This window comes from Dactylosporangium fulvum (assembly GCF_025137375.1).
Taxonomy (GTDB): Bacteria; Actinomycetota; Actinomycetes; order Mycobacteriales; family Micromonosporaceae; genus Dactylosporangium; species Dactylosporangium fulvum.
The window spans coordinates 7,442,923-7,456,964 of sequence record NZ_CP073720.1 but is presented as its reverse complement, the minus strand read 5'-3'; the positions used below and the strand labels follow the sequence as shown (position 1 = coordinate 7,456,964).

At 71.0% G+C, this 14,042-nt stretch carries 10 protein-coding genes; 7 read left to right on the top strand and 3 right to left on the bottom strand.

Annotation, left to right across the window (positions count from 1 at the left end; all coding sequences use genetic code 11):
- Positions 1–19: 19 nt before the first annotated feature.
- The 3 genes from Dfulv_RS34175 to Dfulv_RS34165 all read right to left on the bottom strand — a co-directional run bounded on the left by Dfulv_RS34175 (position 20) and on the right by Dfulv_RS34165 (position 5,154).
- Positions 20–1,855 (bottom strand): carbamoyltransferase family protein, encoded by a 1,836-nt coding sequence (locus Dfulv_RS34175; RefSeq protein WP_259857941.1) that lies wholly within the window; start codon positions 1,853–1,855, stop codon positions 20–22.
- Positions 1,848–3,938 (bottom strand): iron-containing redox enzyme family protein, encoded by a 2,091-nt coding sequence (locus tag Dfulv_RS34170; protein WP_259857940.1) that lies wholly within the window; start codon positions 3,936–3,938, stop codon positions 1,848–1,850. Before Dfulv_RS34170 ends, Dfulv_RS34175 begins: the two co-directional genes overlap by 8 nt.
- Before the next feature lie 172 nt (positions 3,939–4,110).
- Positions 4,111–5,154, bottom strand: coding sequence for an Inducer of phenazine A (locus Dfulv_RS34165; protein WP_259857939.1), 1,044 nt, complete (start codon positions 5,152–5,154; stop codon positions 4,111–4,113).
- A gap of 259 nt (positions 5,155–5,413) precedes the next feature.
- Between Dfulv_RS34165 and Dfulv_RS34160 the strand changes: the two genes are divergently transcribed.
- The 7 genes from Dfulv_RS34160 to Dfulv_RS34130 all read left to right on the top strand — a co-directional run bounded on the left by Dfulv_RS34160 (position 5,414) and on the right by Dfulv_RS34130 (position 14,034).
- The gene (locus tag Dfulv_RS34160) at positions 5,414–5,905 is read left to right on the top strand and encodes a GNAT family N-acetyltransferase (protein ID WP_259857938.1); all 492 of its coding nucleotides are present in this window, start codon (positions 5,414–5,416) and stop codon (positions 5,903–5,905) included.
- A gap of 340 nt (positions 5,906–6,245) precedes the next feature.
- Positions 6,246–7,211 (top strand): fatty acid desaturase family protein, encoded by a 966-nt coding sequence (locus Dfulv_RS34155; protein WP_259857937.1) that lies wholly within the window; start codon positions 6,246–6,248, stop codon positions 7,209–7,211.
- A gap of 31 nt (positions 7,212–7,242) precedes the next feature.
- Positions 7,243–9,036: a SidA/IucD/PvdA family monooxygenase gene (locus Dfulv_RS34150; protein WP_259857936.1), complete on the top strand. Its 1,794-nt coding sequence runs from the start codon at positions 7,243–7,245 to the stop codon at positions 9,034–9,036.
- Positions 9,033–9,236, top strand: a complete 204-nt coding sequence (locus tag Dfulv_RS34145) for an MbtH family protein (protein ID WP_259857935.1) — start codon at positions 9,033–9,035, stop codon at positions 9,234–9,236. The genes Dfulv_RS34150 and Dfulv_RS34145 overlap by 4 nt, the downstream gene beginning before the upstream one ends.
- Before the next feature lie 45 nt (positions 9,237–9,281).
- Positions 9,282–10,364, top strand: a complete 1,083-nt coding sequence (locus Dfulv_RS34140; RefSeq protein WP_259857934.1) for an amidinotransferase — start codon at positions 9,282–9,284, stop codon at positions 10,362–10,364.
- An 86-nt stretch (positions 10,365–10,450) separates the two neighbouring features.
- Complete coding sequence (locus Dfulv_RS34135) at positions 10,451–12,244, top strand: ABC transporter ATP-binding protein (protein ID WP_259857933.1); 1,794 nt, start codon at positions 10,451–10,453, stop codon at positions 12,242–12,244.
- Complete coding sequence (locus Dfulv_RS34130) at positions 12,241–14,034, top strand: ABC transporter ATP-binding protein (protein WP_259857932.1); 1,794 nt, start codon at positions 12,241–12,243, stop codon at positions 14,032–14,034. Before Dfulv_RS34135 ends, Dfulv_RS34130 begins: the two co-directional genes overlap by 4 nt.
- Positions 14,035–14,042 lie beyond the last annotated feature (8 nt).

Below are 14,042 nucleotides of genomic sequence, written 5' to 3'. Positions count from 1 at the left end.
GTGCGGGAGGCGGGTGCGGTCAGTCGAGGGGCACTTCGGCACGCCAGTCCAGCTCCTCTTTCCACTCGGGCTGGTCGGACTTCTGCAACAGGAATCCGCCGAGCGCGAGCACGTCGATGTCGGTCCGCATGAAGCACGTGTAGGCCTCGTGCGGCGTGTTGACGATCGGCTCGCCGCGGACGTTGAACGACGTGTTCACCACGACGCTGCTACCGGTTTGCTGCTTCAGCGCGAGGAGTAGTTGATGGTACGGAGGGTTGTCCCGGCCGCGGACGGTCTGCACGCGCGCGGAGTAGTCCACGTGCGTGACCGCCGGGATCACCGACCGGGGCACCTTGAGCAGATCGAGACCGGTGCGGCCGGAATCCGCCTCGACGGCGAGGCGAGCCGCCTCGGCGACCGGCGCGACCACGAGCATGTACGGGCTGTCCTGCGGAAGGTCGAAGAAGTCCTTCGCGTCGTCGGCGAGCACCGACGGCGCGAACGGACGGAACGACTCCCGAAACTTGATCTTCAGATTCATCACCGACTGGGTCCGCGGATCGCGCGGGTCGCCGAGGATCGACCGCGCGCCGAGCGCACGCGGGCCGAACTCCATCCGGCCCTGGAACCAGCCCACGACCTTCCCCGCCGCGATCGCCTTCGCGACCTCGGCGGCCAACTCCGCCGGCTCGAGCCGGCGGTGCGGGATCCCGCCCGCCGTCAGGTAGGCGGCGATCTGGTCGTCGCTGTACGCAGGTCCCAGCAGCGATCCGGACATCCCGTCGAGTCCGGTGCCGACGTGGGCGCGCTCGGCGCCCCGGTCGACCGCGACCGCGAGCGCCGCGCCCAGCGCACCGCCGGCATCGCCCGCCGCGGGCTGGACCCAGATCTCGTCGAAGACGGAGTTGGCGATGATCCTTCCGTTGGCGACGCAGTTCAGGGCGACACCGCCGGCCATGCACAGCCGTGACTCGCCGGTCAGCGCGCGTGCGGTCCGCGCGAGCCTGAGCACGACATCCTCGGTCACCAGCTGCACGGACGCGGCCAGGTCGAACTCGCGCCGGGTCAGCTCTGCCTCGGGCTCCCGGCGCGGACCGCCGAACAGCTTCTCGAAGCCGCGACCGGTCATCACCTGGCCGCGCATGAACTCGAAATAGCGCATGTTCAGGCGGAAGGAGCCGTCCGGCTTGACGTCGATCAGCCGCTCGCGGATCAGGTCGGCGTACCGGGGCTCGCCGTAGGGCGCGAGGCCCATCAGCTTGTACTCACCGGAGTCGACCTTGAACCCGCAGAAGTAGGTGAAGGCCGAGTAGAGCAGGCCGAGCGAGTGCGGGAACCGGATCTCGACCAACGGCTTCAGCCGGGTGCCCTGCCCGTGCCAGATCGAGGTGGTCGCCCACTCGCCGACACCGTCGATGCACAGCACGGCGGCCGACTCGTACGGGCTGACGAAGAACGCCGACGCCGCGTGCGACTCGTGGTGGCGCCGGCAACTGATCTCCGGCACCGGGCCCAGGGCCAGTCCCTCGAGCTCGCGGCGGACGACGTCGAGGATCCGCCGCTTCGACGTCCACCAGCCGGGCAGGGTGTCCCGGAACGAGGCCAGCCCGAACGGGACCGCGCCCAGATACGTCGCCAGGACGCGGCGGAACTTCAGCGCCGGGTCCTCGTAGTAGGCGATCGCCGACACGTCCGCGAGCGTGGCACCGGCCTCGCCGAGCGCATACGCGACCGCGCGGGCCGGGAACGCCGAATCGTGGCGGCGGCGGGTGAAGCGCTCCTCCTGTGCGGCCGCGACGGGCCGGCCGTCGCAGACGAGCGCCGCCGCACTGTCGTGATAGTAGGCGGAGATACCGAGGACCAGGTCAGACATGCGATGGCACCTCAATTCGTGCTCGGCGAGCCGCGTTGCGTGCCCAGAATCCGGATGGTGGGTTCAGTGAGCGGTATCCGGCCCGAATCCGGTCCCAGGCGCCCGCGCGAGCCGTCGGCGCCTGCTGCGCCAGGTATCCGTCGATGGTGTCGGCTGCCCAGGCGGAGTGCCCGGTCGCGACGTTGTCGATGGTGTTGTGGATGTCGACGAACACGGTGCTGAAGCCGTATTCCTTGAGCGCCTGCCGGGCGCGGCGGTAGCTGCCGCCGACACCGGACAACTCCATCGCCAGGTTCAGGCCGAGGATCTCCGCCTCGAACGTGCGCGGAAACCGGCCGATCGCCAGCCAGTAGACCGGCAGTGCGAACGATCGGTCCCGCAACCCGGGCCAGGCCGCGAACTCCGCCGACCGGGTCGGTGGCAGGTCGACACCCATCTCCCGCAACACGTTGCGGTAGATCAGCGGATGGTTCAGGCTCAGGTCGCCGTTTCCGAGTTCGTCCCAGTAGGTCGCGAACAGGAAGTGCCCGCGCTCGGAGGAGGCGAGCTGATAGTCGGTGTAACCGGCCAGCCAGGCACCGTCGATGAGGGTGAGCGGCGCCAGTTGCAGGGTCGAGTCGATCAGGTCGGCGCGTTCCGGCAAGGGATCGCCCAGGCCGTGATGGAACTCGTTGTTGTGCAGGTCGTGCTGGTCGAGCAGCCACGGCCGCAGGCCGTCCGCCGGTGGCTCGGCCGGTAGCGGCTGGGTGGACCGCTTCATGCCGTGGCGGGAGCGGGCGAGCCACGCTTCGACGTATCGCAGCGCGTACCGGCGGGTGGCCGGCGTGATGGTGCGCCGCAACAGATATGTGTACGCCTGCCGTACGTTCGCGGGAGCTTCGCCGTCATCGCGGGCGCTGTCCGGGGCCGGCCGAAGCACGATCCTGCGGGACTGATGGGTGGGCGGCCGGCGCCGTGCCCGCTCCGCGGGGTCGGCCGGCAGCGCGTCGATCCACCGCTTGATCGTGTCCAGGTCGTCGTCCGGGAACACCCGGAACATCGGGCCCTTCTCCGACACCAGCCCGCCGGTCAGGCGGCTCGCCTCGGACCTGCCCGGCCGGACGAGGCGATTGTTCGCCAGCGCGGTCAGGAACGGGATCGGGTCGGTGCGCGCCTCGCCGAGCCACTCCTGCAGTGATCGGCCCTGCACGACGAACCGGTCGTGATAGGCCGCCGCCTCCCGGGCCCGGGACCGCACCAGCTCCGCCATCTCGAAAGCCGGATCGCGAGCGGCGTCGAGCTCCTGGTACACCTCGTCGCACCAACTCCGTAGCGCGGCGAACGCCCAGGCGAAGCCGCGCCCGATCGCGGTCGCGGCCGTACCGGCCGATTCGGCGAACGCGGCCGCCACGGCACGAGCGTCCTCGACCGCCGGCGGCCGGTCCGGCGTGCGCGCGCGGCTCGGATCCAGCGCGACCCAGTCGATCGCGTGCGGAAGCCGGTGCTGGACACCGGCGAGCGGCGGGAGCATGCCGACCTCACGCAAGCAGAGGTCAAGACCGATGATCTCGCCCTGGTACACGTCCGGACGCCGGCTCATCGTCAACGCGACGGCCGGCAGGTAGAAGGACTGGTCGGCGATCCGGCGGTCTTGCGCCAGCCGGCTCGCCGGGTGCGCGTGCACGGCCACCCGGAGGTGCTGCATGAGAGCGAGGTAGGCGCTCCCTCGCGACGCCCGCGGATGACCGGCGCCGACATCGCCCGCGAACAGCGCGAGCACCCGCATGGTGACCGCTTCCTCGGCGTTGCCCGGCTCGCTCATCCATTGCAGCCAGGCACCCGACAGCGAGGCCAGGGGTGCGCACGCGAGTGTCGCCCGGCGGACGAGTACGTCGACACAGCCCTCGCGCTCCGCGGTGGCGAAGAGTGCCGCGAAGCGCGATCGTTGCGTGGCGGCCCACGCGGAGACCGATGGGCCGAGGTCGGCCGGCGGGACCCGCGGACCGCGATCGTGGTCGGAGGCGCGGTCCAGCTCCGCGACGATCGCGGGCCGGAGAGCGTCGGGGAGAGGCGTGCTCTCCGGGTCGCACGCCCGCGCGAACACCGTCCGGACCGACAGCGCTGCCGGATCGTCGTCTGCCGCCTGATCAGAACATCGGATAGATGGATGCATCGCGCTTCTTCCTCTTCTTACGTCGAAAGAGCTTGGCTATCGCTCTGCGCAGAAACGCCACGGCGAAATCACCTCCCCTTGCCGGCGAGTCGACGTCCGTGCCTCACGACAGCTCGAGGCTTTCGGCGAGCAACTCCGCGACGATGTCGTAGCCGTCGTCGTTGCAGTGCCCGCGATCGACGAAGAGCCAGTCCGACGGACCTACCACCGTGGCGAGCCGGGAGACCATGTCGACGAACGGGATGCCCTTGCGCGCGCAGCCCGCGCCCAGGGCCGCCGCGTAGGCGGCTCCGGTCGCGATGCTTCCGACAACGCCGTAGCGCTCCTCCCAGGTCCCGTACTCGGAGAGCTGGTCGAACTCGTCGAACAGCAGCTTCTCCTGGGGGGCCGGCTCCTCCCGGAGCCAGGTGGCCAGCGGCTGCAGGACGTAGCTCACCCGGGCGCCGGTCGCGGCGGCCATCACGAGCCAGCTGTCGAGGTGCCGCATCGTGAGGTCGACGGCGGACTCGATCATGGCCGCCGGCGTCGGGCGGACCTCCGTCGCCGACGGCTGGGTCGGGTACGGCGGCGGCTTCGGTCCGGTCCGCCACCGCGGACCCTTGACCGGCTTCGCGTACCGTTTCCGCAGTTCCTGCATCTTCTCGAAGTACTCGTTGCAGAAGAAGAACGGGCCCTGTCCCTGGAGCTGCAAATCGGTGAGCTGCGCCATGACGAGGTTGTTGAAGCCGCTGAAGATGACGATTTCGTCGACCGGCGGAAGCAGGTGCCGGTAGAGCATGAACAGCATCAACTCCTGGGTGGAGTTGAAGTAGGGGGCGCCGAAGTTGAGCCAGGGCCGCGACGGCGCGTGTTTCATCCAGAGCCGGGAGGCGAGCGTGGCCCCGTCGTTCGTGGCGCCGTAACCCAGCGACCCCGAACCACCCACCAGCAGGCGGACCGGCCCGTCGAGCCGGTCTCCTCCGACGGACGCCCGACCGCTCGGACCGTGGGACATCCGGAATCCGAACTGGTCGGTGTTGATGGCGGCTGATCGGAAGTTCGGCCGATTGAAATACATCAGATAGGGGAGATAGATCATTTCCCCGCGGTCCAGAAAATCGAGATATTCGGATATCTGGGGCGTCAACAGCTCGCTCTGCCGCACCACGATGGGCCCTCCTTCGCTCGTCACCGTTCAACGCGACGTCGGCTTCGCACGGCGGGTCACGGTGCACGGCAGTGAGGCAAAACCGGCCGGAATTCCTGCCAAGAAACCTAGCGCCGTGCCATTGGGGCGCGGTGTCCCGTAAAACGGCTCCGCACCGCGCCGGCGCTGCGCGGCCACCCCGGCGGACGGCCGGCGATGTGCTAGCCTCGGATGCGCTTTGAACCGCAATGACCTGTATCTCTCGACATGGGGGCGCGCGGTGGCAGACAACGTGGCTGGGGGAGTCTCGCTGCGGACTCTGCGGGAGGACGACCTCCCGACGATCTTCGAGATCCAGCTCGACGACACCGCCCGGCACCTGGCCGCCTTCACCGACGAGACCACCCGGGATCGCGACGCCTACCTGCAAAAGCACCGGAAGTTCCTGGCTAACGACGCGATGATCATGAAGGCCGTCGAGATCGGCGGCGAAGTCGTCGGCAGCGTGGGCGCCTACCCGGTCGAGGGCGATATCGAAGTCACCTACTGGATCCGGAAGGACTGGTGGGGCCGGGGCGTGGCCACCGCGGCCGTCGCGGCGTTGCTCGACGAGGTGACGGTCCGGCCGCTGCACGGCCGGGTCGCCGAGGACAACCTCGGCTCCGTTCGGGTGCTGGAGCGCAACGGGTTCGTTCTTGTCGGCAGCGAGGACTCGTTCGCCGGCGCGCGCCAGGCGACCATCACAGAGTTGATCTTCAAGCTCTCCGACTGACGGGTCGGCGATCCCCGGGCGCCCCGGCTGGGGCGGCCCGCGAGTGACGCTGCCTACGCCCGGCCGGGCCCTCGACCGCTTCCGCCGCGCCATGGCCGAAACCACCGTCATCATCGACGACGGCGCCACCAACGGATGGTCCGCGTAGCGGGCCGGGCGCCGCGTCGCCGGTTCACGTGACTGCGCTGGTAGGGCAGGCGCTGCCTACGGTCGATCGGACGGTCACGAGCGACGAGCGGCATTCGCCAGGGTCGAACCGCCTGACGGATCGTGCCCGCCGAGGGCAGCCGGCAGGCGTGCCCGGGCTACGTCGAAGAGCACTCGGGAAGGTGATGGTGAAATGGTCGACGGTAAGCCCCGGCGGTTATGGCGCAACAGTCCGGCCGACGCCATCCTGCTCGGGATCTGCATCGCGCAGTTCGCCGGCACGATCGCGCTGGCCGCGCTGACGCCGGGCGGGCTGTGGCCGCGGCTCGGCTCGGCGATCCTGGTCGCCGCCATGATGACGTACTCGCTGATCGTGGTTTCGCACCTCTTCGTGCACCAGCCCTGGTTCACCGACGACCGGCTGAACGCGGTCGTGTCGATGGTGAGCTCGGCGAACATCGCGCAGTCGGTGCAGGCGTACCACCTGAGCCACGTCCGCAACCACCACCGGTACAACAACGACCGCAAGCGCGACGGGACCACCGCCGACCTCAGCTCCACCTACCGGTACAGCCGGGACGACGAGCACGCACCGCTCTGGCGGTACCTGGCCTGCAGTCTCGCCGCCTCGATCCAGGAGTACGCGGGCACCTGGGCATCCCTGCGCCGGTTGTGCGGAGTCGGCCCGCAGGAGGCCACGCTGCGAGGGCTGGCCGCCCGGCACCCGGGTCGGCGCGCGGCCGAGCTCGCCCAGATCCGCTACGACCGGCTCGCGCAGCTGGCCTTCACCGTGCTGCTCGCCGTCCTGTCCTGGCAGTGGGTGCTGCTGTGCTACCTGCCCGCGGTGGCGGTGGCATTCACCTTGGTCAACGTCCAGAACTACTACCGGCACTTCGGCGCGGAGCCGGACAGCCGGTACGCGAACTCGGTGAGCCACTACGGCCGGCTGTACAACCGGCTGACCTTCAACGACGGATACCACCAGGAGCACCATCTGCGCCCCGCGACGCACTGGAGCCGGCTCCCCGAGGTCGCGGCGCAGTATCAGCAGCGGCTCGACGAGGCCGGTCGCGTCGTGTCCCCGGTGCCGGCCATGGTCGGCTTCCTGGACACCGGTCGCATCGCCGAGCGCTCGTCAGCGACCCTGCCCGCCGGATGAGCCGGGCAGGCGGTCGAGGAGGGAGCGGTACGTGAGGAATCTCGGCACGCCGGACGACCCGTACGACGTGATCGGACTGGGCTTCGGACCATCGAACATCGCGCTCGCGATCGCCGCCCAGGAGATCGTGCCGGATCGCAGATGCCTGTTCCTGGAGCGCTCCCCGGACACGCGCTGGCACGAGGGCATGCTCATCGACGGTGCCCGGATGCAGATCTCCTTCCTCAAGGACCTGGTGTCCTTGAGGAACCTCGCCAGCCCCTTCACCTTCCTCCAGTACGAGAAGGCCAAGGGACGGCTGGAGAAGTTCGTGAACCTCGCCGAGTTCCGGCCGACCCGGCTGGAGTTCCAGGACTACCTGCGGTGGGTCGCCGCGCAGTTCGGCGGCATGGTGCGCTACCGCTCCGCGGTCCGCGCGGTGACCCCGGTCCGCGACGACGACGGCGCGCTGTCGCTGTTTCGGGTGACCGCGACCGACACCGCGACCGGCGAGGTCGTCGAGTACCACGCCCGCAACATCGTGCACGCGCTCGGCGGTGTACCCCGCGTGCCGGACGCGGTGACGCTCGGCCCGACGGTGGTGCACTCCAGCGCGTTCCTGTCCACGGTCCCTGGGACGTTCACCGACCACGACCGCGAGTGGGAGTTCGCGGTCGCCGGCGACGGGCAGAGCGCCGGCGAAATCACCCACTACCTGCTGGGCCGGTACCGCAACGCCCGCGTCCACCTGATCCTGCCCGGGTACTCGCTGCGCGCCACCGACAACAACCCGTTCGCGAACGAGCAGTTCTTCGAGGCCAACGCCGACGACTTCTACTCCCGCAACGAGGCGAACCGGCGCGACTACGCCGCCAGCCTGCGGACCACCAACTACGGCGTGGTGGAGGAAGGTTTTCTCGACGACCTGTACCGGCTGGTCTACGCCGACGAGGTCCGCGGCCGCACCCGGCTCGTGGTGCACGACGGCTCCCGGCTGACCCGGGCCGGGGCCGACGGCGCGGGCATCCGGATCGGGGTCGACAGCCGCTTCGGCGGCGGGTCCCGCGTGCTCCGTGCCGACGGCCTGGTGCTGGCCACCGGGTACCGGCGCGAACTGGACCCGGCGATGTACCGCGAGGTCCTGCCCTACCTGGACACCGACGGCGACGGCCGGCCGGTGGTCTCCCGGGATCACCGGGTGCGTGCCACCGAGGAGCTGACCTGCGGCCTGTACGTGCAGGGCTTCGCCGAGGCGACGCACGGGCTCGGCGACACGCTGCTGTCGCTGCTGCCCTTCCGGTCCAAGCAGATCATCACGGCCATCGCCAAGGACGGTGGGTCGCTGGCCCGCGCGGTCCCGCCGGCGCGGCACGACGCCGAGCCGGACACCGCGACGCTGGTGGCGCTGATCGACCGGTGCGGATCCGGCACGCTGGTGAGCGCCGGTCCGGGGGAGTTCCCGGTCGCCACCCGGCTGCCGCTGGTGCTGGATCGCGACCGCGGTCGCCACGGCGTCCTGTTCGGCCTGCTCGGCCGGACCGATCCGCAGCTACCGCTGCTGGACGGCGGCAAGGTGCTGGCGGTGTTCCAGCCGGACGCGGCGCCGCCCGGCGAGCCGCCGGCCGGGAACTCGATGTCGATCGACGTCCGCGGGTGCGCCCGGCTGGTGACCGACCGGGACCTGCTCGTGGCGCACCTGGCTCGGCTCGACCCGGCGGATTCCGGGCCTGCCGCACGCGCCGGCGGTTCGGTCGGGGTCGAGATCGAGATCGAGGCACTGTCCGGCCGGTTCCCCCTGTCGCCGGAGCCGCACGCGGTCCGGACCGAGAGCGAGAGGCAGTCATGACCGACACCGACGAGATGTACGTGATCGTGCGTAACGACGAGGAGCAGTACTCGATCTGGCGGTCGGGCCGGACGGTACCGGCCGGGTGGGAGCCGGTCGGCGAGCCGGCGTCCCGGGAGGACTGTCTGGCGCGCATCGGGGAGCTGTGGACGGACATGCGCCCGGCCAGCCTGCGGGCTGCCATGAGCAACTCCCGCTGATGAACATCCGCAGTCTCAAGATCCCCCATGAGCGGAGGACGCACAGTGGCTGAGTCAGAGGGCGCGACCGGGTCTCCGGTCAGCTCCTACAACGAGTGGGATCCGCTGGAGGAGGTCATCGTCGGCACCGTCGACGGTGCGCACTTCCCGCCGTACGACGCCGTGACCGCCGCGCCGCTTTCGCCGGCCCAGCGCGCGGTGTTCCGGGAACGGGCCGGCCGTCCGTTCCCGGCCGACGAGATCGCCGCCGCCCGCGACGAGCTCGACCAGCTCGTCGAGATCCTGGAGAACGAGGGCGTGCGGGTCCGCCGGCCCGACCCGCGCGACCACGGCCGGTCGTACGGCGCGCCGGGCTGGACCAGCACCGGTCTCTACGACGCGATGCCGCGCGACCTGCTGCTGGTGGTCGGCGACCAGATCATCGAGGCGCCGATGGCGTGGCGGTCCCGCTACTTCGCCAGCTCGGCCTACCGGCCCCTGCTCAAGGAGTACTTCCGGGCCGGCGCCCGGTGGAGCGCCGGCCCGCGCCCGGAGCTCAGCGACGAGCTGTACGTCGAGGGCTGGACCGACCAGCCGGATGGCGAGCCGTTCCGGTCGGTGATCACGGAGTTCGAGCCGACCTTCGACGCTGCCGACTTCATCCGGTGCGGCCGGGACATCTTCGTGCAGCGCAGCCACGTCACGAACATGATGGGCATCGAGTGGGTGCGCCGGGAGATCGGCGACGAATACCAGGTGCACGTGGTCGAGCTGGTCGACGACCATCCCATGCACATCGACGCGAGCCTGATGCCGCTCGCGCCCGGGAAGCTGCTCATCCACCCGGACCGGGTGGTCGAGGTGCCGAACCAGTTCAAGGACTGGGAGGTGCGCCGGGCGCCGGAACCGGTCATCCCGGACGGCCACCCGCTGTACATGACCAGCAAGTGGATCAATATGAACGTCCTGATGCTGGACGAGACGCACATGCTCGTCGAGGCGCAGGACGTTCCGATGCAGCGGCTGGCCGAGAGCTGGGGCATCACGCCGATCCCGTGTCCCTTCCGGCATTTCAACAGCTTCGGCGGCTCGTTCCACTGCGCCACCACGGACGTCCGCCGCCGCGGCGATCTGCGCTCGTACTTCTGAGCGGCACGCGCTGTCCCGACACCGGCCCGGATCCGCGCGTTTCCGGGGCGAACTACATTGACGAACGTAAATGACAGGAAGGTGCGATGGCGGATCAGAAACCAGCCGCGCGGCCCAACCTCGTCCGCCGATCGCGAGCGTTGCTGCTCGCCGCCTTCCGCGCCCATCCGGGCCCGATGAGCTGGGGACTGGCCGGCTCGCTGCTGTACGGCGCGGGCCTGGTCGCCTGGTCCGTCGCGCTCGGCGAGCTGGTCAACCACGTGGTGATACCGAGGTTCGACGACGGCCGGGTGGTCACCGGCACCGCGCTCGCCGTGGTCCTGGTCGTGCTCGCGATCGGCGTGGTGCAGGGCGCGGCGGGGCTGATCCAGCGATGGACCTCCACCGCGACCCGGGCCCGTTTCGACGCCACCCTGCGGGAGGCCGTGGTCGAGCGGTACGACGCGCTGCCGATGGCGTACCACCAGGCCCACCCGACCGGCGAGAAGCTGGCGCACGTCACCACCGACCCGGAGGCGGCCGCGGAACTGCCGGCCCGGATGCCGCACGTGCTCGGCATGTTCCTGCTGTTCCTGATCACCGCCGGCTGGACGCTGGCGGTGGACCCGATCCTGGCCCTGGCCGGCGGTGCCATGATCCCGGCGCTGCTGCTGGTCAACTCCTTCTACCAGAAACGGGTCGAGGCGCCCGCCGCGGAGGCCCAGGAGCGGCTGGGGCGGGTGACCGCGGTCGCCCACGAGAGCTTCGACGGCGCGTTCCTGGTGAAGACGCTCGGCCTGGACCGCGCCGAGCGGGACAGGTTCGCCGCCGAGTCGGCCCGGCTGCGCGACGCGAAGGTCACGTTGGCCGTCCGGGAGACGATGCTGGACACGCTGTTCGAGCTGATCCCGATGGCCACGTCGCTGATCATGGTGGTGGTCGGGGCGTGGCGGGTGAACAGCGGCGCGATCACGGTCGGCACCCTGGTCAGTTTCATCAACCTGTTCGCCCTGCTGGTGGTGCCGGTGCGCACGATCGGCAACGTGCTCGGCGGCATGCCGCGCATGCTGGCCGGATACAGCCGGGTCCAGGAGGTCCTCGGCGAGACGCCGCCGCCGGCCGTGGTGGATCCGCAGCCGCTGCCGGACGGCCCGCTCGAACTGCGCGTCCGCGATCTCGGGTTCGCCTACCCGGACGGCCCGGCGGTCCTTTCCGAGGTGAGCTTCGACGTCCCGGCCGGCGCGACCGTCGCGATCACCGGGAGCACCGGGTCGGGCAAGAGCACGCTGCTCCTGGCGCTGGCCGGCCTGCTTCCCCCGACCGGCGGCACGGTGCTGCTGAACGGGGTGGACCTGTACCGGGTCGCCGCGGCCGACCGGGCGGCGGCGTGCGCGGCGGTCTTCCAGGAGCCGTTCCTGTTCGCCGGCACCCTGGCCGAGAACGTCCTGCTCGACTTCGACTCCGCCCCCGCGGACACCGACCGGGAGCGGCTGGACGAGGCGCTCCGGCTCGCCCGGGCCACCGCCCTGGTGGAGGGCCAGCCGGACGGGCTGGCAACCCGGGTCGGCGAGCGTGGGGTGACGCTCTCCGGCGGCGAACGACAACGCATCGCGCTGGCCCGGGCGCTGGTCCGCCGGCCACGGGTGCTCCTGCTGGACGAGGCGACGTCCGCCGTCGACGCCACCACCCGGCAGGAGATCATGAGCGGGCTCGCGACCAGCCTGCCGTCCACGACCACGATCGTCGTCACCAGCAGCGCCGCGACGCTGGCGCTGGCCGACGCGGTCGTCTACCTCGACCGCGGCCGGGTGGCCGGCGTCGGCACCCACACGGACCTGCTGCGGATCGACGGCTACGACCGGCTGACCCGGGCCTACGAGCGAGAGCGGGTGGCGGCATGACCACGGTTCCGGCCGACGCCGAGAGTGTCACCGGGTCGACGGTCGCGGTGGTACGCCGCGGTCTCGCCGCCATCCCGGAGATCCGCGACGGCCTGGCCCTGACGATCGTCCTCGCGCTGCTCGGCGGGGTCGGCCGGCTGGCCGTGCCGGTCCTCATCCAGCAGCTCATCGACCGGGGACTCAGCACCGGACACATCGACGCCGGCCAGTTGCTCCGCCTGGGCGCGCTGGCGGCGGTGGCGGTGCTGGGCACCGCCCTGGTCAACTGGGCCGGCCTGCTGCGCCTCGCGGTCGCCAGCGAGCGCGCGCTGTTCGGCCTGCGGGTCCGCGCCTTCGTCCACGTGCACCGGCTCAGCGTGGCCTACCACTCGGCCGAGACGCGCGGGAAGCTGGTGTCCCGGGTGACCTCCGACGTCGAGACCCTCAGCCAGTTCCTGCAGTGGGGCGGTATCGCCTGGGTGGTGAACGGCGCCATCATGCTGGCCGCCCTCGCCGGCATGGCGTACTACGACATCTGGCTGACGCTGGTCACGGTCGCGCTGACCGTGCCGCTGCTCGTCCTCATCCGGGTGCTGGCCGGCCGCCTCGGCGCCGCGTACTCCGCGGTCCGGGGCCGCGTCGCCGATCTGCTCACGGTGACCTCGGAGACCATCCAGGGCGCGGCCGTCGTCCGCGCCTACGGCATCACGGCGCCGAGCCTCCGGCGGACCGCGGCGACCATCCACCGGTGGCGGGACGCGAAGACCCGCGCCGGATATCTGGGCGGCGTGCTGCTCTCCCTCGCCGACCTGTTCGCCGTGATCATCGTGGTCGGCGTCGTCGCGGTGGGCCTGGCGATCGGCCCGTCGACCGGGCACAGCGCCGGCGAGCTGGTCGCGTTCATCCTGCTGGTGACCCTGTTCCTGGCGCCGATCGCCGAGTTCACCCAGGTCATCGACTTCACGCAGAACGCGGTCGCCGGCTGGCGACGGGTGCTGGCGCTGCTGGACATCGTCGAGGACGTCGCCGAGCCGGTCGACGGCCGGCAGCTGCCGGCCGGCCCGCCGGCGGTGGTCGTGGAGAACGTCAGCTTCGGCTACCCGGACGCCGGCACGACCCTGACCGACGTGTCGTTCGAGGTCCCGGCCGGCCGCCAGGTCGTGCTGGTCGGCGCCACCGGATCGGGCAAGACGACGCTGACCAAGCTGATCGCCCGGCTGGCCGATCCTGACCGCGGCCGCATCCTGATCGGCGGCGTGGACGTGCGGGAGGTCGCGACCGAGTCGCTGCGCTCCCGCCTGGTGGTCGTGCCGCAGGAACCGTTCCTGTTCGACACCACGGTCGAGGAGAACGTCCGGTACGGGCGGCCGTCCGCCACCCGCGCCGAGATCGAGCACGCCTTCCACGAGCTGGGCGCGGGAGCCTTCCTCGCCAACCTGCCGGGCGGCCTGGACACCCCGGTCGGGCAGCGTGGCGAGAGCCTCTCCGCGGGCGAGCGGCAGCTGGTCGCCCTGGCCCGCGCGCACCTGGCCGACCCGGCCTGCCTGATCCTCGACGAGGCGACCTCGGCCGTGGACCCGCGGATCGAGCTGACGCTCGTCGAGGCGTTGCGCCGGCTGACCGCGGGCCGCACGTCGGTGACCGTCGCGCACCGGCTGGCCGCCGCCGAACGGGCCGACGAGGTGATCGTGCTCGACGACGGCCGGCTGGTGGAACGCGGCCGGCACGACGAACTGGTCGCCGCGGGCGGCGTCTACGCCGGCCTGTACCACAGCTGGCGGCGAGCCACGGTCGACGGCGCGGTCGCCTGATCCCGCGC